Raw genomic sequence first — 21,404 nt, 5'->3', positions numbered from 1 at the left:
CGACAGACGAATAACCGGGACCACCCGGAGACACGCCTGATGAGCGAGCTTTTCTACAACGCCGTGCCCAATGCGACCCGTGTCGCGCCACCCTTGGCCGAGCCCCGGCAGTACCCTGGCGCCAAGCCGGCGCGGGTCTACCTGTTCGGCACTTGTGTGGTCGATCTGTTCTATCCCGAAGCCGGGATGGATACGATCCACCTGCTGGAGCGCGAAGGCATTCGCGTGGAATACCCACAGGGGCAAAGCTGCTGCGGACAACCGGCCTACACCAGCGGTTACACCGAGCAGGCGCGCACCGTGGCCCGCGCACAACTGGCGCTGTTCGCCGGGGACTATCCGGTGGTGGTGCCCTCGGGCTCCTGCGCCGGGATGATTCGCGAGCACTACGCGGACTTGTTCAAGGACGAGCCCGAGACCCTGGCACAGGTGCAGGCCCTGGCCGCACGCACCTATGAGCTGGCCGAGTTCCTCCTGCATGTGTGCAAGGTGCAACTCAAGGACAGCGGTGAGCCGATCAAGGTGGCGTTGCACACCTCCTGCTCGGCGCGCCGGGAAATGAACACCCACCTGCACGGGCGTGAGCTGCTGTCACAACTGGGCAACGTGGAACGGGTAGAACACAGCCACGAAAGCGAATGCTGTGGCTTTGGCGGGACTTTCAGCGTCCGAATGCCGGATATCTCTGGCGCCATGGTCGCGGACAAGACCCGCTCGCTGAAAGACTCCGGCGCGCACCAGGTGGTCAGTGCCGACTGCGGCTGCCTGATGAATATCAACGGTGCCCTGGAGAAACAAAGAGAGGCATTGCGCGGCCAGCACCTGGCGAGCTTCCTCTGGCAGCGTACCGGAGGTGCCCAATGAGCACTCCCGAGCTGATTCCGACCACGACGGTGGCGGACGATTTTCGCACCCGGGCCCACCAGGCCCTGGGTGACCAGCAACTGCGCAACAACTTTCGCAGCGCCATGGATTCACTCATGGCCAAGCGTGCGGCCTCGTTCAGCGATGCCTTTGAGCGCGAACACCTGCGCGCCCTGGGCAATGCGATTCGCGCCCGGGCGTTGTCCAAGCTGCCCGACCTGCTCGAGCGCCTGGAACAGAACCTGACCCGCAACGGTGTGACAGTGCACTGGGCGGAAACGGTGGACGAGGCCAATGGCATCGTTCTTTCGATCATCCGTGCTCACGAGGCACGGCAAGTGATCAAGGGCAAATCGATGGTCAGCGAGGAAATGGAAATGAACCATGTCCTCGCTGAACAAGGCATTGAATGCCTTGAGTCGGACATGGGCGAGTTCATCGTCCAGCTCGACCACGAGAAGCCTTCACACATCATTATGCCGGCGATCCACAAGAATGCCGGTCAGGTCGCGTCCTTGTTCCACGACAAACTTGGCGTGGAGTACACCAAGGACGTCGACCAACTCATCCAGATCGGTCGCAGGGTCCTGCGGCAGAAATTCTTCGAAGCCGACATCGGCGTCTCCGGCGTCAACTTCGCCGTGGCCGAGACCGGCACCCTGCTGCTGGTGGAAAACGAAGGCAACGGGCGCATGTCCACCACCGTGCCGCCGGTGCACATCGCCGTCACCGGGATCGAGAAAGTGGTCGAGAACCTGCGCGACGTAGTACCGCTATTGTCGCTGCTGACCCGCTCGGCCCTGGGCCAGCCCATCACCACCTACGTCAACATGATCTCCGGCCCACGCAAAGAGCATGAGCTCGACGGCCCCCGGGAGGTGCACCTGGTGTTGCTGGACAACGGCCGCAGCCAGGCGTTTGCCGACAGCGAACTGCGCCAGACCCTGAACTGCATCCGCTGCGGCGCCTGCATGAACCACTGCCCGGTGTACACGAGGGTCGGCGGCCACACCTATGGCGAGGTCTACCCGGGGCCGATCGGCAAGATCATCACCCCGCACATGGTGGGCCTGGCCAAGGTCCCGGATCACCCCAGCGCTTCGTCGCTGTGCGGTGCCTGCGGCGAAGTCTGCCCGGTGAAGATCCCGATCCCCACGTTGCTGCGGCGCCTGCGCGAAGAGAACGTCAAGGCCCCGGACAGCCCGCACCCGGTAATGCGTGGCCAGGGCAGCAAGTTCTCGCGCAAGGAGCGTTTCATCTGGAACGCCTGGGCACGGCTGAACAGCTCGCCCACCCTGTATCGCCTGTTCACCCTGGCGGCCACCCGGTTGCGGGCGCTGGCCCCGAGCAACGTCGGCCCCTGGACCCAGAACCACAGTGCGCCAAAACCCGCCGCCCGGTCGCTGCACGACCTGGCCCGCGAGCACCTGGCCAAGCAGGAAGATCGCTGATGAGTGCCAAGCACAACATCCTCGCCAAGCTGCGTAACAGCCTGAGCGGCACCACGCCTATTGTGGATAACTTCGACGAGACACTGGTCACCGAGCCCTATACCTACACCGCCGAGCAGCGTATCCCGCAGTTGCGCAAGCAGATGGAAGCGGTGCACACCGAGATCCACCTGAGCTGCGCGGCCGAGTGGCCCGGATTGCTCGCCCGCCTGCTCCAGGAGCGCCAGCTGCGCAGCCTGCTGATCGCCCCGGGCACCGCCCATGGCCAGCAGGTGCAGCAGCACTGGGCCGAACATCCCGAGCTGCCCGAACTCAAGACCTACGATCGGCCAGTGGAAGAATGGAAGGCCGAGCTGTTCAACGACACCCCGGCCAGCCTCACCGGCACCCTGGGCGCCATCGCCGCCACCGGCAGCCTGATCCTCTGGCCGACCCGCGAGGAACCGCGGCTGATGAGCCTGGTGCCACCGGTGCATTTCGCCCTGCTCAAGGCCAGCGAGATCCGCGACAACTTCTACCAGGTGCAGCAACAGATGAACTGGGCCGCCGGCATGCCGACCAACGCGCTGCTGGTTTCCGGCCCGTCGAAAACCGCTGATATCGAGCAAGTCCTGGCTTACGGCGCCCACGGCCCGAAAGACCTGGTGGTGCTGATCCTGGAGGACCAATGAGCCTGCCGGCCGCTTTTCTGCGTGATGCCCAGCGCCTGATTCCCCAGGAGCGGCGCTTCGACGACCCACTCTCGACCCTGGCCTTCGGCACCGACGCCAGCTTCTACCGGCTGATCCCCAAGCTGGTGATCCGCGTCGAATCCGAGGACGAAGTGGTCGCCCTGCTGCAACTGGCCCAGCGCGACCAGGTACCGGTGACCTTCCGCGCCGCCGGCACCAGCCTTTCCGGCCAGGCCATCAGCGACTCGGTGCTGATCGTCCTCGGGGATAACTGGAACGCCCGGGAGATCCGCGAACAGGGCGCGCAGATCCGCCTGCAACCCGGGGTCATCGGTGCCCAGGCCAACGCCTGGCTGGCGCCGTTCGGACGCAAGATCGGCCCTGACCCGGCCTCGATCAACGCCTGCAAGATCGGCGGCATAGTCGCCAACAACGCCAGCGGCATGTGCTGCGGCACGGCCCAGAACAGCTACCACACCCTGGCCGGCATCCGCGTGGTCCTCGCCGATGGCACCCGCCTGGACACCGAGGACGCCGCCAGCGTCGCCGCCTTTCGCCACAGCCACGCTGCGCTGCTGCAACGCCTGGCGGAACTGGGCCGCGCCACCCGCGCCAATAGCGAGCTGGCCAGCCGCATCCGCCACAAGTACCGGCTGAAGAACACCACCGGCCTATCCCTCAATGCCCTGGTGGACTTCGACGAGCCGCTGGAGATCCTCAGCCACCTGCTGGTGGGCTCCGAGGGCACCCTGGGGTTCATCAGCGCAGTGACCTACGACACCGTGGTCGATCATCCGCACAAGGCCTCGGCCCTGATCGTCTTCCCCGATGTGGAGACCTGCTGCAACGCGGTGACCGTGCTCAAGAGCCAGCCGGTGTCGGCGGTGGAGCTGCTGGACCGTCGTAGCCTGCGCTCGGTGCAGGACAAGCCCGGCATGCCGGCCTTCGTCCGCCAGCTCTCGGCCAACGCCTGCGCCCTGCTGATCGAGTCCCGCGCTGCCTCCTCGTCGCTGCTGCATGAGCAACTGGCGCAGATCATGGATTCCCTGGCCGCCTTCGCGGTGGAAAAACAGGTGGACTTCAGCGAGGACCCGCAGGAAAACGCCAAGCTCTGGGCGATCCGCAAGGACACCTTCCCGGCCGTCGGCGCAGTGCGCAAGACCGGCACCACGGTGATCATCGAGGACGTGACCTTCCCGGTCGAACAACTGGCCATCGGTGTCAATCGCCTGATCGAGCTGTTCGACAAGCACCGCTACGACGAGGCGATCCTGTTCGGCCATGCCCTGGAAGGCAACCTGCATTTCGTCTTCACCCAAGGCTTCAACAGCACTGAGGAAGTGCAGCGCTACCAGGCCTTCATGGATGACGTGGCACAACTGGTGGCCGTGGAGTTCGGTGGTTCGCTCAAGGCCGAGCACGGCACCGGGCGCAACATGGCGCCCTTCGTCGAGCTGGAATGGGGCAGCGATGCCTACCAGCTGATGTGGCAGCTCAAGCGCCTGCTGGACCCCAACGGCATTCTCAACCCCGACGTAGTGCTCAGCGAAGATCCGCAGATCCACCTCAAGCACCTCAAGCCGCTACCGGCGGCCGACGAGATTGTGGACAAGTGCATCGAGTGCGGCTTCTGCGAGCCGGTGTGCCCGTCCAAAGGGCTGACCCTGAGCCCACGCCAGCGCATCGTCATCTGGCGTGATATCCAGGCCCGCAAGCGTGCCGGCATCGATACCAGGGAGCTGGAGGCGGCCTACCAGTACCAGGGCGTCGACACCTGCGCCGCCACCGGCCTGTGCGCCCAGCGTTGCCCGGTGGGCATCAACACCGGCGAGCTGGTGAAGAAACTGCGCAGCGAGCACGCCACTCATAACGGCACCGCCGACTGGCTCAGCACCCACTTCGCCAGCACCTTGCAAGGCGCTCGCTTTACGTTGCACGTGGCCAATGGCGCACGCCTGCTGCTGGGGGCGCCGCGCCTGGGCAAGCTGTCGGCGGGCCTGACCCGGCTGTCCAAAGGGCGGGTGCCGCAATGGACCAACGCCATGCCTCAGCCGCAGAAAGCCATTCGCTTCAGCCCGGCCGTGCCGGACTCACGCCCAAAGGTGGTGTACCTGGCGGCCTGCGTGTCGCGGGTTATGGGGCCGGCGGCAGGCGACAAGGAGCAAGACTCGCTGTACGAGAAAACCCGCAGCCTGCTGGAGAAGGCCGGCTACCAGGTAGTGCTGCCGGACAACCTGGACAACCTCTGCTGCGGCCAGCCGTTCGCTTCCAAGGGTTATGCGACCCAGGCCGAGGACAAGCGCCAGGAACTGATCGGCGCCCTGCTCCACGCCAGCCGTGGCGGCCTCGACCCGATCTACTGCGATACCAGCCCCTGCACCCTGCGCCTGGTGCAGGACCTGGGCGACGTGCGCCTGGACCTCTACGATCCGGTGCGCTTCATCCGCACCCACCTGCTGGATCGCCTGGAGTTCACCCCCCAGGAAGCACCGATCGCCGTGCACGTCACCTGCAGCACCCAGCACCTGGGGGAAAGCCAGGCGCTGATCGAACTGGCCCGACGTTGCAGCAACAACGTGGTGATCCCCGAAGGCATCCACTGCTGCGGTTTCGCCGGCGACAAGGGCTTCACCACCCCGGAGCTCAATGCCCATTCGCTGCGCAGCCTCAAGGACGCGGTGCAGTACTGCAGCGAAGGCATCTCCACCAGCCGCAGCTGTGAAATCGGCCTCAGCCGACATGGCGGGATCGACTATCACGGGCTGGTCTACCTGGTGGACCGGGTCACCCGCGCCAAGTCCGCCTGAGGCCCAAGGTGCCCGGCGACGGGCGCCTGCTCCGGCCTTTTCGTACAAAAAACGAACCCCGGCCCACGGGCGCAGTCCACTCTCCAAGCCCACGATAAAAGTGGGCCTTCCCCCTGTGATCCAAGGAGACGACCGTGAAGCGCTCTGCACTGGCTGGACTGTTCATCACTGCTGCAATGTTGGCCTCACCGGCGTTCGCCGCCGGGCAAGAAGACCTGTGCCAGATCAACCTGCAAAAGATCCGCGACGCCAAGGTCAGCACCGAAGCCATGAGCTCGACCCTGAGCAGCGACATCGACTCCAAGGTCCAGCAAGCCACCGCCGAGCAGGCCAAGGGCACCGAGCAGGGCACCAAGAACTGCATCTCCCTGACCACCCAGGCGATCCAGATGTTGCAGAACAACACCAAGGGCGATCAGTAGCGCGCCACCAAGGCCAACCTTCGGGTTGGCCTTCTGACGACGATTAGCGTAGAATCCGCCAACCTGTTGTCGATGCATGACAGGCTCGGGGCCGTTTTGGATTCGACGCCGGTTGCGAAACTTTAGGTGCATGCCGAGTTGGTAACAGAACTCGTAAATCCACTGTTGCAACTTCCTATAGTTGCCAATGACGAAACCTACGGGGATTACGCTCTCGCTGCGTAAGCGGCGCTAGCCCTTCCCCCCTGGTACCTTCGGGTCCAGCAATCATCAGGGGATGTCTGTAAACCCGAAATGATTGTCATATAGAACAGAATCGCCGTGCAGTACGTTGTGGACGAAGCGGCTAAAACTTACACAACTCGCCCAAAGCACCCTGCCCGTCGGGTCGCTGAGGGTTAACTCAATAGACACGGCTAAGCATGTAGGACCGACAGCGGAGTACTGGCGGACGGGGGTTCAAATCCCCCCGGCTCCACCAAATGATCAATCAAAGACGTCCACGGACGTCTTTTTTTGTGCCTGCAAGCCAGTAAATACGCGGCTTCCAGCGTTTTTGCGGTCTTTTGAGAGTTTTTGAGTTCCAGCCGTTCGGGTATTCCAGACGGTATTCCAGCTCACCCGGTGCTAATCTTTGGAATACCGAATCAGTGCTTGAGGACAATCTCATGCCTGCTCAAAACCTCCGTCTCTCCGATCGACAGCTCAAGGGAGTCAAACCGGCGTCCAAGGATTACGTCCTTACTGACGGTGACGGTTTGCAGCTCCGCGTACGCAGCAACGGCTCGTTACTGTGGAATTTCAACTACCGCGAACCGGTGACCAAGAAGCGCATCAACATCGGCTTCGGGACCTATCCCGAACTGTCACTGGCGAATGCCCGAAAGAAGGCGGTAGAAGCACGCGAGCTGCTCGCCCAAGGCATCGACCCGAAGGTGCAGCGCGATACGTTGAATGAAGCCAAGCGCGCAGAAACGGAACACACCTTCGAGAACGTGGCCACCGCCTGGTTTGAACTCAAGAAAGACTCGGTCACCCCGGCCTACGCCGAGGACATTTGGCGGTCGCTCACGCTGCACGTGTTCCCCGATTTGAAGACGACGCCACTGACGAAAATCACCGCGCCGATGGTGATCGCGTTGCTTCGTCCAATCGAAGCGAAAGGCAGCCTGGAGACGGTCAAACGTCTTAGCCAGCGGCTAAACGAGATCATGACCTACGGCGTAAATTCCGGCCTGATCTTCGCCAACCCACTCAGCGGCATCAGGGCAGTATTCAAGAAGCCCAAGAAAGAAAACATGGCTGCGCTTCCGCCCGAAGAGCTCCCCGAGCTCATGCTGGAGATCGCGAACGCCAGCATCAAACGCACTACCCGCTGTCTGATCGAATGGCAGTTGCACACGATGACTCGCCCCGCCGAAGCGGCGACTACTCGCTGGGCAGACATCGACTTTGAAAGGCGCGTTTGGACTATCCCTGCGGAGCGGATGAAGAAGCGCCGCCCACACAGCATTCCTTTGAGTGATCACGCTGTCGCACTGTTGGAGTCACTGAAGACCCACAGCGGCCATCGCGAATACGTCTTCCCGGCAGACAGAAATCCACGCACCCACGCTAATAGCCAAACGGCCAACATGGCGTTGAAACGCATGGGATTCCAGGATCGGTTGGTCAGCCACGGCATGCGCTCAATGGCCAGCACCATCTTGAATGAACATGGGTGGGACCCGGAACTCATTGAGGTCGCACTGGCGCATGTCGACAAGGATGAGGTGCGCAGTGCCTACAACCGAGCCGACTACATTGAGCGTCGGCGACCGATGATGGCTTGGTGGAGTGAGTACATCCAGAAAGCCGCCACCGGCAGCCTACTCGCCTCCGCATACGGCCAAGTCAGAGACAAAAACGTGGTGCCGATCCGCTAGCGCTATGCAGGCGCAATAACGGCAGCGACAACAGCTGAGCGTTCAAGATTCAGGGAAAGCAGCCTCGCTTATCCGCTTCTCTGCGCGGGTCCATCCAAACAGGGCTGCAAAGCCGCCCTGTTTGGATGGACCTTACTTTGAAGAGCTAAAAGCCACGACATTGTCCGGGATTTACCACGGAATTCCACCGGTGGATAACCGCTTTTCACGTCCCCGAGAGCGCTGAATTTCGGCCCTTGACCGGGTTTATCCACAGGGGTAGAACTGGCCGTGCAAGCGCTGTCGATGACAGCACCCCAGGTGACCCGAACCTTAAAGGTCACGCCGCTCCCGCAGTGGTTCTCCCCAAGGGCGATTCGCATCCGGCAGCTCGCCCGGTCACCTCCCCGGTGATGGATGCTCTCTAATCTCATGGCCCTTGTGCGCCAGCGACACAGTACTGTGCTGCCCTGCAGCAACCCATCCGCTTGGCCGAATTTTGCGCCAACCTGTGCCCGTCTCTTTCTTCTGGAAAGAGACGGGCACTTCTACCACTGCTGCAGCCCTAATCGCACATGGCTTTGCGGCACTCCCCCTCGTGACAATCGGCGTGACAAACACCGATGTCACCAGCAACCGCGCTGTAGATGATGGTGCCGCAGACCAAGGAATGGACTGCACCTGACTGACAGTCAGGCATGCCCCGGTCATCGCATTGCTGCTTGTACATGGCTCAGGATCTTCAGGCGCTGGTCTCGTCAGCCAGTGCTGCCTCCACCCGCCCACCGGTAACGGTGTTCAGGAGGCCAGATCATGAGATGCCCTTGCTCCCGGACGTAAGGAGCCGCCAGTCCCGCGTAGAGGACATTCCCCACAGGTCGCAGGGGCCTTGATCCCTGATAACACTTAGCATTCTTGGCGGGATGACGTGGGGCGAGGATCGGAGATCGGAAGATGAGGAGACCGACATGGCATTGGTGGGCAGACGCGATGGCCGTAATTTCGGCTACGGCAGGCAGTTGAGCTACGCGGGGCCGCAAGCGTTGAAGGACATGTTCGGTGGTGGCCACTACGGCACTGTAAAAGCGCACTGTGATCGGTGGCAGGCATTCGTTAAGTGGTGCCGCTCCGAACAAGGGCCCGGTATCAATGATTCGCGGCAGATTGATCGAAGTGTGTTGGTCGACTATGCGGCATATCTTCGCGACGAGGTTAGGCGCGGCGACCTCGCCATCAGCACCGCACAAAATCGGCTCTCCAGCGTTAACAGGACCATGGCAGCGCTTCGCGGTGATCAGTGCGTGAAGGTGCCAAGTCCGAGCAAGGCGTTGGGTATGCAGCGCACCGGGGTTCGACAGTCTGTGCCACAAGGCCAGGACCGCAAGCAGGTTATGCAGATCGTCGATGCACTTTGCCGCCAACATCAACAACGCGCCGCCGCGATCGTTCTGCTAGCACGAGCCACCGGCATGCGCTTGCGTGAGGCCATGTTGGCTGACCTACCACGGCTAAGCCGTGAGGCTAACGACCTAGGCAGGATTAACATTCAAGATGGTACTAAAGGCGGCCGCGCTGGCGCTTCGGCACCGCGTTGGATTGCGGTGGACGACCATATTCGAGGTGCGCTTGGGTTTGCACGGCAGGTGTCGCCTGCGGGCAGCCGCAACCTGATTGCGCCGCACGAAAGCTACCTAAGTCTTCTGCAAGACAGCATCCGCCCTGCGCGGGACATCCTGCATGCACACAACCTTAAAGGCTTCCATGAGCTACGAGCAGCGTACGCATGCGAACGCTATGAGCAAATCACCCAGCACCCCGCGCCTATCAACGGCGGCCAATGTTGCCAGGCAGATAGGAATCTAAATCGTGAGGCCCGAAGGAAAATCAGCTACGAGCTGGGGCACGGTCGGATCGACGTGGTCGCGGCCTACATTGGAGGGCGGTCATGAGCAAGCCATTCGACATGGAGCTGTTCTTGGCTGGCGTTCTGACCGGCTCGCACGCAACCCAGCAACGACATGTGCGCCAGGCGAAAATCATTCAGGCTGAAATTGCAAAGCGCTGGCAGCGAAAAACGCCTTGGGCTTGGCAGAGAAAGCACGTCGCATGGTTTCTCGACCATCGCCTAGCCGAGCGCAGTCAGGCGACGCGGTACTACTACTTGCTGACAGTGCAGTTGCTCGCTCGTCGATTAGAGACATCCTGGGTATTTCACCGCTCGTCGCGATGCAAAGTGAGTCAGGCTGATGCTTGGTGCTTAAGATAGTTGACCGTCGAACCGCGTTCCTATGCTCTCCAGCACCTGGTCACGAGCATCCTCGACACCCTAACCTACAACGGCCGGTTCCCCATTTGTTGATATCTCTGCCGCCAAAAGCTCGTCTGCATTGGTTAAGATGCGCGCCTTAGCTTACACATGGGTCCGGTACAGCCGACCTAGCAGCGCTGCTATTCAGCGTTTTGATTTGGAGTATCTGCAGTTGAACCACGCGGTCCACAACAAACTGGTTTCATTTATCTGGTCGATTGCCGACGACTGCCTGCGCGACGTGTATGTGCGCGGAAAATACCGTGACGTCATCCTGCCCATGGTAGTGCTGCGCCGGCTCGATGCTCTCCTGGAGGCGAGCAAGGCCAAGGTAATGGAAGAGCTGGCCTTTCAGCAAAATGAAATGAGCCAGACCGAACTGGACGACAGCGCCCTGCGTGCCGCTTCCGGTTATGTGTTCTACAACACCAGCAAGTGGACGCTAAGCCAACTGCAGAAGACCGCCACCAACAACCAGCAGATCCTGTTGAGCAACGTTGAGGAATACCTCGACGGCTTTAGCGACAACGTCAAAGACATCATCCGGCGCTTCAATCTCAAGTCACAGATGCGCCACATGGCCAGCAAAGATGTGCTGCTTGACGTACTGGAAAAATTCACCTCGCCCACCATCAACCTTACCCCGCACGACAGCGAAGACCCTCAAGGCAACCGTCTACCAGCCCTGAGCAACCTTGGCATGGGCTACGTGTTCGAAGAACTGATACGCAAGTTCAACGAAGAGAACAACGAGGAAGCCGGCGAGCACTTCACCCCGCGCGAAGTGATCGAACTGATGACCCACTTGGTCTTCGACCCGATTAAAGACCGCTTGCCCACCGTGATGACCATCTACGACCCGGCCTGCGGCAGTGGCGGCATGCTCACCGAGTCTCAGAACTTTATCGAAGAGAAATATCCGGACTCGACTACTCGACGGGACATCCACCTCTACGGTAAGGAGATCAATGACGAGACCTATGCCATCTGCAAGTCGGACATGATGATCAAGGGTAACAACCCTGCTCACATCCGCCCCGGCTCGACCCTCTCGGTGGACGAATTCGCCGGTAGCCGCTTCGATTTTATGCTGTCCAATCCGCCCTACGGTAAAAGCTGGGCCAGCGAGCAGAAGTTCATAAAAGACGGCGTGGATGTAATCGACTCGCGCTTCAAGATCGCCCTGGCAGACTATTGGGGCAAAGTCGAAATGCAGGACGCAACCCCGCGCTCAAGCGATGGGCAACTGCTGTTTCTGATGGAAATGGTCAACAAGATGAAGCCGCCGGGCGAAAACGGTCTAGGTTCGCGCATCGCCTCAGTGCACAACGGCTCCAGCCTGTTCACTGGTGACGCAGGCGGTGGCGAGAGCAATATCCGTCGCCATCTCATAGAGAACGATCTGCTTGAGGCTATCATCCAACTGCCCAACAACCTGTTCTACAACACCGGCATCACCACCTATATCTGGCTACTGTCTAGCAACAAGCCGTTGCAACGTCGCGGCAAGGTGCAACTGATCGACGCCAGCCTGTTGTACCGCAAACTGCGCAAAAACCTGGGCAACAAAAACTGCGAATTCGCCCACGAACATATTGAACTGATTACCGAAACCTACCTCAATCTCGCCAGCATCGACTGCCCGGCCGGTGGCGACGGCATTGCAGCGCAAGTGTTCGACAACCGCGACTTCGGCTACCACAAGGTCAGCATCGAACGGCCAGACCGGCGCAAGGCGCAGTTCAGCGCCGAGCGTATTGAAACCCTGCGGTACGAAAAAGCTCTGCGCGAACCCATGCAATGGATTTACGAGCAATGGGGCGAGGCGGTGTATCAAGATGAAACCCTGGCCACCTATGAAAAAGCCATTCTCGCCTGGTGCGAGGAACAGAGCCTGGAACTCAACGCCAAGCAACGCAAGAAGCTGCTGAGCCTAGAAACCTGGGTCAAGCAGTCACTGCTGGTAACCGTGGCCAACTACCTGATGCAGGCCATCGGCAGCGACGTTTACGACGACTTCAACTTGTTCGCCAAATTGGTGGACAAGGTGCTCAAGCAACTAAGCAAAGAGGCCGGCATAAAACTCGGCGCCAGTGAGCGGAACCAAGTGCTTAATGCGATAAGCTGGTACGATGAAAACGCTACCAAGGTCATCAGAAAGGTAGAAAGATTCGACCGCTCCGAGTTGGCCGCGCTGCTAGAGCGGCTGCAGTGCCGCGAGGCCGACCTACCGGACTTCGGCTACTACCCCAGCGACAGGGACGGCGAATTTATTACCTACGAATCTAACAGCGACCTGCGCGACAGCGAAAGCATTCCGCTGGCGGATTCCATTCACCGCTTCTTTAAGGCCGAAGTGCAGCCCCATGTCGCCGAGGCCTGGATCAATCTGGAGTCGGTAAAAATTGGCTATGAGATCAGTTTCAACAAATACTTCTACAAATACCAACCGCTGCGCAGCATGGACGAGGTAGCGCGCGAGATAGTAGCGCTGGAACAGCAGGCAGAAGGGTTGATTGCGGAAATTTTGGGCGTGTCAATCGACGAGGTTTCGGGAGTCCATAATGACTAAGCCTTTCGAATCTCTGCCGCCCTATGACAACTATCGCGCCTCCGGAGTTGAGTGCTATGGCAGTGTTCCTATGCACTGGAGAACCTTAGCAAACAGGTACGTGCTTGACCTTAATAAAAAACTTGTAGGAAAGAACTCCAATCGTTATACGCTGTTATCGCTCACCCTTGGCGGCATTATCAAACGCGACATGGAGAACCCAGAAGGGAAGTTTCCCGCAGAGTTTGACACCTACCAAGAGGTCGCTCCAGGCGACTTCGTTTTCTGCTTATTCGATGTTGAGGAAACGCCTAGAACAATTGGCCTTTCTTCGTTGCACGGAATGATAACAGGCGCCTACACGGTGTTCCGCCCACGTAGGGAATTTGACGCAGAATATCTTCAATACCTTTACCTAAGCCTTGACTCAGGAAAGCGACTGAAATTCCTGTACAAGGGTTTAAGAAACACCATCCCGAAGGATGTATTTCAATCTTTTAAATCACTTGCTCCGCCAATTCAAGAGCAAAGGCTTATTGCTCAGTTTTTATCTATTAAAACTGCACAAATTGATCAGGCGATCCAGACCAAAGAGCACCAAATCGATCTGCTCAAAGAACGTAAGCAGATACTGATCCAGCAGACCGTAACTCGTGGCCTGAATCCGGATGCACCCGTGCGGGAATCCGGTATCGAATGGATTGGCCAGATTCCGGCGCATTGGAAGGTTGTCTATAATCGCCGGCTTTTCAGGGAGGAAACTAGGCCTATTCAAGGAAATGAACTGCCACTGTCGCTATCACAGGTCGACGGAGTTGTCCCTTCCAACGAGATGAAGGAACGCTCCCTTAGTCCTGCTCACAGAAAGAATTTCAAACTTTGCTTACCAGGCGATTTAGTGGTAAATCGCTTCAAAGGGCATTTAGGAGTTTTCTTTGAATCTGCCCATGAGGGAATCGTAACTTTCCACTATGGAGTTTTCGCACCTCAAAAAAATGTAGTCACAAAATATTTTGAGCACTTATTCCACACCGGGCCTTATAAGACCATATACGCTGGCGCGTCAAATGGAATGACGGTAGGGTTGCAAAATCTTTCAAACAACAATTTCTACGCAATTAAATCCCTACTTCCTAGCCCTCATGAACAAACTGAAATATGTAGGCATATTGAGAAACATTCAGCCCCAATGGATCAGGCCATAACCAATATTACTCGTCAAATTAAAAGGCTTATAGAGTACAAATCCACCCTAATCAATAGCGCTGTGACCGGCAAGATTAAGGTGCCAGGGGTGGTGGAGCCAGCCGAACGAAAGAAACAGGAACTCGCCTGATGAGCGGGAAGCGCGAATTTAGCTATCCGCAATCGCTATTACGGGAGCTATGAACGCGGGCGCGGGAAACCGAGTGGAGAATCTCAACTCCCGTTAACTGGATAGTTCTATATATTTTTAGAAATTCGTACTGCGCGCCGGGCTAACCTGGCAGCTACAACAGGCACAAGGAAGCCGGCATGGTAAGCAAGACCAACGAACAGGCGCTGGAAGCTAGCATTGAGAAATACCTGACCGGCACTTGCCTGGAAGAACAAGCGGCAGCCCGTGACACGGCGGTGCCGGCGTCAACGGACCTCAACCACGGGTACCAACTAGGCCGTGCACAGGATTTCAATGCCCGCTATGCAGTGGATAGCCGTTGCTTGTGGCTATTTTTTGAAGGCAGCCAAAGAGATGAGTTAGAGCGTCTCAAGCAGCGCTACGACGACTGGGATCTGCGCATTCTCGAACGCTTCGACCGACTGGCGAGGAAGTACGGCGTACTGCACCTGCTCAAGCGCGGCTTGGCCATCGACGACGTTCACTTCAACCTGATGTACCCCGCGCCGCTTGCCAGCAGTTCGAAGCGGGTCAAACAGCAGTTTGCGGCAAATATTTTTAGCAGCACCCGCCAAGTGCGTTATTCCATGAGTAATTCACGGGAAGAGATCGACCTGGTGCTGTTTATCAATGGCTTGCCATTCGCCACGCTGGAGCTAAAGAACCCCTGGACGGGCCAGAACGCTCGTTATCACGGGCAAAAGCAGTACAAGCATGACCGCGACACGGACCAGCCGTTGCTGCAATTTGGCCGCTGCCTTGTACATATGACGGTAGATACTGATGAGGTCTACATGACCACCAAGTTGGCCGGTGTTGCGACCTTCTTCCTGCCGTTCAACAGGGGACACAACCACGGGGCTGGCAACCCACCCAACCTTGCCGGGCACAAGAGTGCCTACCTGTGGCAGGAAGTTTTCAGCCGCGAAAGTGTGGCCAACATCATCCAGCATTTCGTGCGTCTGGACGGCAGCGGTAAGACACCACTAGCCAAGCGTACGCTGTTCTTCCCGCGTTACCACCAGTTGGATGTGGTGCGCCGTCTAGTGACGCATGCCAGCCAGCATGGTGTGGGCCAGCGCTACCTGATCCAGCACTCGGCCGGCTCGGGCAAATCGAATTCCATCACCTGGGCGGCCTACCAGTTGATAGAAACCTATCCGGCTTCGCTGGAGGTTGCCGGCGCGCGCGCTCTGGATGTGCCGCTGTTCGACTCGGTGATTGTGGTGACCGACCGCCGCCTGCTGGACAAGCAATTGCGCGAAAACCTGCGCGAGTTCTCCGAGGTGAAAAACATCATCGCTCCGGCGCTGAAGTCATCTGATCTCCAGCAGGCGCTGGAGCAGGGCAAAAAAATCATCATTACCACCATCCAGAAATTCCCGGTGATCGTGGACGGCATCGACGACATGGCCAGCAAACGCTTTGCCGTGATCATCGACGAGGCACACAGCTCGCAGGACGGTAGCAGCCATGGCACGATGAACAAGGTGATGGGCGGCGACGAGCAAGACGACACTCAGGAGAAGATCCTCAACGCCATCAAGAACAGCAAGATGCGCGGTAATGCTTCGTACTTCGCCTTCACCGCTACACCGAAGAACAGCACGTTGGAGAAGTTCGGCGAGCGGCAGGCCGATGGCCGCTTCGCGCCCTTCCACCTGTACTCGATGAAACAAGCCATTGAAGAGGGCTTTATCCTCGACGTGCTGGCCAACTACACCACATACCGCAGCTATTACGAAATTCAGAAGTCCATCGAGGACAATCCGCTGTTTGACACGCTGAAAGCGCAGAAGAAGCTACGCGCCTATGTCGAACGCGACCAGCAGACCATCGACGTTAAGGCCGAGGTGATGCTGGAGCATTTTATTGAGCAGGTGGTCACGCCGAAAAAGCTCAAGGGCCAGGCCAAGGGCATGGTCATCACTCAGAACATCGAAGCCGCCATCCGTTATCACAAGGCCATCAGCCGCTTGCTGGCGGCGCGCGGCAACCCGTTCAAGGCGCTAATTGCCTTCTCCGGCGAAAAATTGGTTGATGGTATCGAATACACCGAAGCCGGCATCAACGGCTTCGCCGAAGCGGACACTCGTGACAAGTTCGAAACTGACGAGTATCGCTTGCTAGTGGTGGCCAACAAGTACCTGACCGGCTTCGATCAGCCTAAGCTGTGTGCCATGTACGTGGACAAGAAGCTGCAGTACGTACTCGCCGTGCAAGCGCTGTCGCGCCTCAATCGTGCCGCTCCAAAGTGGGGCAAGAAGACTGAAGATCTGTTCGTTCTGGATTTCTTCAACCAAGTGGAAGACATCAAAGCCTCATTCGACCCGTTCTACACGGCCACCAGCCTGTCCGGCGCAACGGATATCAATGTGCTGCATGAACTCAAGGACCAACTGGACGAGGTCGGCGTATACGAGTGGTCGGAGGTGGAGGCATTCGCCACGCAGTATTTCGACAACGTCGATGCTGAAAAGCTGGCTGTGCTGATCGATATCGCCGCTGAGCGTTTCGACGTGGAACTAGAGCTGGAGGATGAGGCCAAGGTCGATTTCAAGATCAAGGCCAAACAGTTCGTAAAGATCTACGGCCAGATGGCCTCGATCATGCCGTACGAGATTGTAGCCTGGGAAAAGCTGTTCTGGTTTCTCAAGTTTCTGATTCCGAAACTCAAAGTGCAGGACAAAGACGCCGACGAAATCGACGCTCTGCTCAACTCGGTTGACCTGGCGTCCTATGGGCTGGAACGGGTTAAGTTGAACCACAGCATTGGGCTGGATGACGCAGAAACCGAGCTGGACCCAGCAAACCCCAATCCGCGTGGGGTGCATGGCGGTGAGCAGGAAAAAGACCCGCTGGACCAAATCATCCAGAGTTTCAACGAGCGTTGGTTCCAGGGCTGGGGGGTTACCACGGAAGAAAAGCGCGTGAAGTTTCTGAGCATCCTTAAGGGCATTCAGGAGCATCCCGACTTTGAGCCCAAGTACCAAAATAGCAAGGACGAAGACCATCGAGCACTGGCGTTTGAGAAGATTTTCGAGGAAGTCATGCTAATACGCCGCCGCCAGGACCTAGAGCTCTACCGCCTGGTAGCCAGTGATGCTGCGCTCAAGTCTTCGTTACAGCAGAGCATGAGGGGCATGCTGGACTGAGACATGTGCAAGCTCGGTGCGATTAACATGTCCGGTCGATACGGCGAGCACTGAGTCACACGCTTGGGACATTCATCGTGCGCAACGGTACTCCGATACAGGCTCACGGTGATCGACTCTTTGCAAAGTCAACGGAGGCGGGGCCTTCGCAGCGTTTCGACAAGTAAATAACCTGTGTGAACGTTGTACCTTCGGGTGGAGACATCCGTAGGGGACAACGATTCACAGCAGCTAGCCATGAGTCTCGGGTAACGTCATGACGCCCATTCGCTTGGAAGCTTCAACCTTCGAAGTGCTGAAAGGGGCTGGATTTAAAATTACCGTCCATCGGAAGCCAGATAACGCGGCGTTCCAACTGGTATTCCAAGCGAGTTAACCGATCCATTATTAAGCAACAAAAACAGCTAGATACCGGCTTGTTTCAGATTACCCCGGCCCACCAAACAAGCTATACAAATCAAGCACTTAGCGTATACCGCAAGTGCTTTTTTTGTGCCCGGATGGCTGGTTTTGGCTCCGGAATGACAGCTTGATGACGGCAAGGTGGTTGGTGTATGAGCCAAAGCATGGCGGGGAAGTTTCTCGCTACTCTCACCCTCAACCACTTCCAGAGCGCGGCACAGCACTTGCACGGGCAACTCTACCCCGTAGCCGCGGACACTCGCTGACCTGCGCAGCCCGCCAGCACCACAGTAACTCCCATCAAGAGTTCTCGATCTCCGACGCCCGGCGCTGGATGATCGCAGCCATAGGATGCAGGCCCCGCTTGTTGCAGGAGATCTGCAGCACTCGTCCAGGCGACCGCCGCTCTCGGGCGTGTCGAAGATGCAGAACCGGCCGTCGGGCTCCTTGCTGATCTGGCCGCCCCAGCTATTGGCACGGTTGAAATCGATGTTTCCAGGGTCGTTGTTGGGGACGTATCGGGTACGCCATGAGAGTTTCCTCCAGGCACCAAAAGCCGGCTCGGTGCCGGCTTCGGGGAAAGAGGAATGTTAGGCGATCGTAGCGTTGCGATGTGGTGGCCGACTTATCGACCTCTGTTCGATGAACGTGTAGGACGCATACCCGAGAACGCAGGTAACCAATATGGAGAGGAGCAAGAACACGACATAGCCAGTTCCACCTGACAGCCCGAGGCGCGTCGTTACATAGCTGAGCAGCAGCGGGTAGAAAACGAGATGCCAAATGTAAATGCTATAGCTGGATCGCCCGATGGCAACGAAGGGCTTTGACTCAAGCACTCTTATTATCAATGAGTCGATAGGCGCGCGGACGAGGCCAAAAATGAACAGGCCAACAGCCACTGATATGGCTGAATAGCCCCACATCTGAAGCCATGGAATTGTTTTGAACGGAACTCCGGCCAATAGTATCGCCGACATCAGAATAGAAAATACGGAAAGTCCAAGCAGCATGAATACGGCCCAATACCGTCTAAGCACCGATGAATCGGAAGTGGCTACAAGAGCACCGATTGCAAGTGAGTCGAAGCGGCACAGCGAGAACGAGTAAGTAGCATTGTCCGACAGCCCGAGAGCGACGAACACAACCCGGACAATCAAAGCCAGAGCAATGATCACCAGTGAAGCCCTGGCAATAGATCGAAAAGCCACCACAGCGATCGGGAACAGCAGGTAAAAGTGCCACTCCACTGATAGCGACCAGAAGTGCACCATGACAAAACCTGGATCAACAAGAGCCAGCCGATCCCAGAAGCTCAGGCCCATATTCGCAACCATGCCGAAGAGTTGCCACGAGTTGCGCAGCACCTTGCTGTTCGGATACAGCAGCAGCGCGAGCACAACGACCAGTGCAACACAGACGATATACGCCGGAAGCAACCTGGCGGCACGGCGCTTGATGAACCCTGCATATCCATTGAGCGAAAGCGGATCTCCGCCTGCCAATATCTTAGCGATCAGGTAGCCAGAGATGACGAAGAAAACGTCGACGCCAACCCAGCCGACGCTGCCCAGTACTTTGGCTATCGGGAAAAACCAGCTGTCAGAAAGTCCGGCAAGAAACGGAGCGGTGAAGTGGAATAGCACAACTAGAAAAACCGAAATCGCCCTAAGAGCATCGAACCCGTATACATACGAAAGGCGACTCGCCATCCACTCACTCCATCTCTAGTCGTGTTTTTGATCCCTGTGATCAGAATTCCGCGAACTCATTCTTCCTCGATGGGAGCGAGGCCGAACTTCGGGCCATCATACAGCCAACCGATCTCGGGGGCGGACTCACCGTTGATACATCAATACACACACGCTGTGGGTCAAACATTTCGGTGCAGTTCCCCCCGGGCGATCATCCAGGGACAACGCCGAGCGCTCTCCCTGCATCGTCCATCACCCTCAGTTTTTCACCGTCTCCTCCAGCGACAGACGGCCCAGCGGGCTTTGCTGGAAGTGCTCGATGTTCTTGCGCGAGATGTTGATGTACGGGCTGTAGTAGAGGTCGATCCAGTGGGTGTCCTGCTTGGCGATGGCCTGCAGCTCGGTGTACATCTGCTGGCGCTTGGCCGGGTCGGCCTCGACCCGGGCATCGGCTACCAGGGCCTTGACCTTGTCGTTCTTGTAGCGGGTCATGTAGTTCATGTTGGTGTCGTGCCCGAGGACGAAGGTGCTCTTCTGGTCGGGGTCGAGGATGTCGTTGGTCCAGTACATCACCGACAGGTCGTAGTCGCCGTCCACCAGCATCTGCCAGCTCTGGGTCGGGTCGACTTTCTGCAGGTTGGCAGTCACGCCCACGGCAGCCAGTTGCTGCTGGACCAGGACGGCGATCTGCTCGTCGGCCTCGTTGCCGGCATTGACCACGTAGTTGAGCTTCAGGCCCGAGGCCCCGGCATCCTTCAACAGTTGCTTGGCCTTGACCGGGTCATAGGGGCGCTGCGGGTTGTTGGCGTTGTGATACAGCGCGCCCTTGGGGATGTAGGAATAGGCCACCTGGCCCAGGCCGAAGGTCACGGTGTCGACCAGGGATTTCTTGTCGATCGCCATGTCCAGGGCCTGGCGCACTTCGGGTTTGCCCAGCAGGCCGTGATCGTGGTTGATCAACAAGTGATCTTCACGGGTGGACGGGTCCATGTGGATCACCAGGTTCGGGTCTTTCTTCAGGGTCTCGACCCGGGAGAACGGCACGAAGATCGCCGAGTCCAGCTCGCCGGCCTGGACCTTCAGCATGCGGGTGTTGTCGTCCGGGATGGAGATCCACTCCACGCCATCCAGGCTCACCTTGTCGGCCTGCCAGAAGTGCGGGTTCTTCTCCAGCACCACGCGCTCGCCGCGCAGCCACTCCTTGACGATGAAGGCACCCGAGGCCACGGGCTCCTGGGCATAGGCGTCCTCGCCGAGTTTCTCCATGGCCTTCTGCGACAGGATCGAGACGTTGGGCGTGGCCAGTTGCGCGAGGAAAGGCACGGACGGTGCCTTGAGGGTCACCACCAGGGTCTGCGGGTCGGTGGCTTGGGCCTTGTCGATGATCTTGTAGGAATCGCTCCACAGCGAGCCCTTGTTGTCGCGAATCCGCAGCAGGCTGAACGCGGCATCGCCAGCAGTGATCGGCGAACCGTCGGAGAACTTGGCCGGCCGCAGCTTGAAGGTGTAGGTCAGGCCGTCGGCAGATACTTGCCAGCTTTCCGCCAAACCCGGCAGCAGCTTGGTGCCGGTGTTGTCGACCCGCACCAGCACGTCGTAGACGTTGGCAAAGACCCAACTGTCGCGGTTCTGCGCGCTCTTGATCGGGTCGAAGGTGGTGCTTTCCTCACGGCAGCCAATGGTCAGCACCCCGGCCGCCTGGGCGATACCGGCGGCCAACGAACAAAGGGTCAATGTGGCGGCGGTCAGCAACCGCAGGTGTTTCGAACGCATGGTCAAACTCCTTTTTGATGAACG

The 21,404-nt window shown here is 58.5% G+C and carries 13 protein-coding genes and 1 other RNA gene; 12 read left to right on the top strand and 2 right to left on the bottom strand.

Annotated features, from left to right (window positions below):
* Positions 1–39: 39 nt before the first annotated feature.
* The 12 genes from C4K40_RS04095 (at position 40) to C4K40_RS04035 (ending at position 17,511) form a co-directional block, all read left to right on the top strand.
* Positions 40–864 carry a (Fe-S)-binding protein gene (locus tag C4K40_RS04095; protein WP_053136908.1) on the top strand — a complete coding sequence of 275 codons (825 nt, stop codon included), beginning with the start codon at positions 40–42 and terminating at the stop codon, positions 862–864.
* Positions 861–2,315, top strand: coding sequence for a LutB/LldF family L-lactate oxidation iron-sulfur protein (locus C4K40_RS04090; protein ID WP_053136905.1), 1,455 nt, complete (start codon positions 861–863; stop codon positions 2,313–2,315). Before C4K40_RS04095 ends, C4K40_RS04090 begins: the two co-directional genes overlap by 4 nt.
* A complete protein-coding gene (locus C4K40_RS04085; RefSeq protein ID WP_053136901.1) occupies positions 2,315–2,986 on the top strand; it encodes a lactate utilization protein in 672 nt (223 codons plus the stop codon). The genes C4K40_RS04090 and C4K40_RS04085 overlap by 1 nt, the downstream gene beginning before the upstream one ends.
* Positions 2,983–5,793, top strand: coding sequence for an FAD-binding and (Fe-S)-binding domain-containing protein (locus C4K40_RS04080; protein ID WP_053136898.1), 2,811 nt, complete (start codon positions 2,983–2,985; stop codon positions 5,791–5,793). The genes C4K40_RS04085 and C4K40_RS04080 overlap by 4 nt, the downstream gene beginning before the upstream one ends.
* A gap of 134 nt (positions 5,794–5,927) precedes the next feature.
* On the top strand, positions 5,928–6,215 hold the full coding sequence (locus C4K40_RS04075; RefSeq protein WP_022642139.1) for a hypothetical protein: 288 nt from the start codon (positions 5,928–5,930) through the stop codon (positions 6,213–6,215).
* 87 nt (positions 6,216–6,302) lie between these two features.
* Positions 6,303–6,696, top strand: a transfer-messenger RNA (tmRNA) gene (ssrA, locus tag C4K40_RS04070).
* A 187-nt stretch (positions 6,697–6,883) separates the two neighbouring features.
* Positions 6,884–8,140 carry an integrase domain-containing protein gene (locus C4K40_RS04065; protein ID WP_053136895.1) on the top strand — a complete coding sequence of 419 codons (1,257 nt, stop codon included), beginning with the start codon at positions 6,884–6,886 and terminating at the stop codon, positions 8,138–8,140.
* Positions 8,141–9,087: 947 nt separating this feature from the next.
* Positions 9,088–10,068 (top strand): integrase domain-containing protein, encoded by a 981-nt coding sequence (locus C4K40_RS04055; RefSeq protein ID WP_053136998.1) that lies wholly within the window; start codon positions 9,088–9,090, stop codon positions 10,066–10,068.
* The gene (locus C4K40_RS04050; protein ID WP_053136893.1) at positions 10,065–10,385 is read left to right on the top strand and encodes a hypothetical protein; all 321 of its coding nucleotides are present in this window, start codon (positions 10,065–10,067) and stop codon (positions 10,383–10,385) included. Before C4K40_RS04055 ends, C4K40_RS04050 begins: the two co-directional genes overlap by 4 nt.
* 214 nt (positions 10,386–10,599) lie before the next feature.
* The gene (locus C4K40_RS04045; RefSeq protein WP_053136890.1) at positions 10,600–12,999 is read left to right on the top strand and encodes a class I SAM-dependent DNA methyltransferase; all 2,400 of its coding nucleotides are present in this window, start codon (positions 10,600–10,602) and stop codon (positions 12,997–12,999) included.
* Positions 12,992–14,314: a restriction endonuclease subunit S gene (locus C4K40_RS04040; protein WP_124421260.1), complete on the top strand. Its 1,323-nt coding sequence runs from the start codon at positions 12,992–12,994 to the stop codon at positions 14,312–14,314. Before C4K40_RS04045 ends, C4K40_RS04040 begins: the two co-directional genes overlap by 8 nt.
* 179 nt (positions 14,315–14,493) lie before the next feature.
* Complete coding sequence (locus C4K40_RS04035) at positions 14,494–17,511, top strand: type I restriction endonuclease subunit R (protein WP_053136887.1); 3,018 nt, start codon at positions 14,494–14,496, stop codon at positions 17,509–17,511.
* A 992-nt stretch (positions 17,512–18,503) separates the two neighbouring features.
* Here the strand turns inward: C4K40_RS04035 and C4K40_RS04030 are convergent.
* Both C4K40_RS04030 and C4K40_RS04025 read right to left on the bottom strand, forming a co-directional pair.
* Positions 18,504–19,625, bottom strand: coding sequence for an acyltransferase (locus C4K40_RS04030; protein WP_053136885.1), 1,122 nt, complete (start codon positions 19,623–19,625; stop codon positions 18,504–18,506).
* Positions 19,626–19,865: 240 nt separating this feature from the next.
* Complete coding sequence (locus C4K40_RS04025; RefSeq protein ID WP_053136882.1) at positions 19,866–21,380, bottom strand: ABC transporter substrate-binding protein; 1,515 nt, start codon at positions 21,378–21,380, stop codon at positions 19,866–19,868.
* Positions 21,381–21,404: the final 24 nt, after the last annotated feature.

The organism is Pseudomonas sp. CMR5c (assembly GCF_003850545.1).
Classification (GTDB): domain Bacteria; phylum Pseudomonadota; class Gammaproteobacteria; order Pseudomonadales; family Pseudomonadaceae; genus Aquipseudomonas; species Aquipseudomonas piscis.
The sequence above is the reverse complement of the archived record's forward strand: the minus strand, read 5'-3'. Positions and strand labels throughout refer to the sequence as shown.

What these genes read in the sequence shown, in the direction of transcription:
- C4K40_RS04080 (WP_053136898.1), top strand. Translation starts at nt 2,983, where the DNA reads ATGAGCCTGCCGGCCGCTTTTCTGCGTGATGCCCAGCGCCTGATTCCC.
- C4K40_RS04090 (WP_053136905.1), top strand. Translation starts at nt 861, where the DNA reads ATGAGCACTCCCGAGCTGATTCCGACCACGACGGTGGCGGACGATTTT.
- C4K40_RS04085 (WP_053136901.1), top strand. Translation starts at nt 2,315, where the DNA reads ATGAGTGCCAAGCACAACATCCTCGCCAAGCTGCGTAACAGCCTGAGC.
- C4K40_RS04055 (WP_053136998.1), top strand. Translation starts at nt 9,088, where the DNA reads ATGGCATTGGTGGGCAGACGCGATGGCCGTAATTTCGGCTACGGCAGG.
- C4K40_RS04040 (WP_124421260.1), top strand. Translation starts at nt 12,992, where the DNA reads ATGACTAAGCCTTTCGAATCTCTGCCGCCCTATGACAACTATCGCGCC.
- C4K40_RS04050 (WP_053136893.1), top strand. Translation starts at nt 10,065, where the DNA reads ATGAGCAAGCCATTCGACATGGAGCTGTTCTTGGCTGGCGTTCTGACC.
- C4K40_RS04035 (WP_053136887.1), top strand. Translation starts at nt 14,494, where the DNA reads ATGGTAAGCAAGACCAACGAACAGGCGCTGGAAGCTAGCATTGAGAAA.
- C4K40_RS04095 (WP_053136908.1), top strand. Translation starts at nt 40, where the DNA reads ATGAGCGAGCTTTTCTACAACGCCGTGCCCAATGCGACCCGTGTCGCG.
- C4K40_RS04030 (WP_053136885.1), bottom strand. Translation starts at nt 19,625, where the DNA reads ATGGCGAGTCGCCTTTCGTATGTATACGGGTTCGATGCTCTTAGGGCG.
- C4K40_RS04025 (WP_053136882.1), bottom strand. Translation starts at nt 21,380, where the DNA reads ATGCGTTCGAAACACCTGCGGTTGCTGACCGCCGCCACATTGACCCTT.
- C4K40_RS04065 (WP_053136895.1), top strand. Translation starts at nt 6,884, where the DNA reads ATGCCTGCTCAAAACCTCCGTCTCTCCGATCGACAGCTCAAGGGAGTC.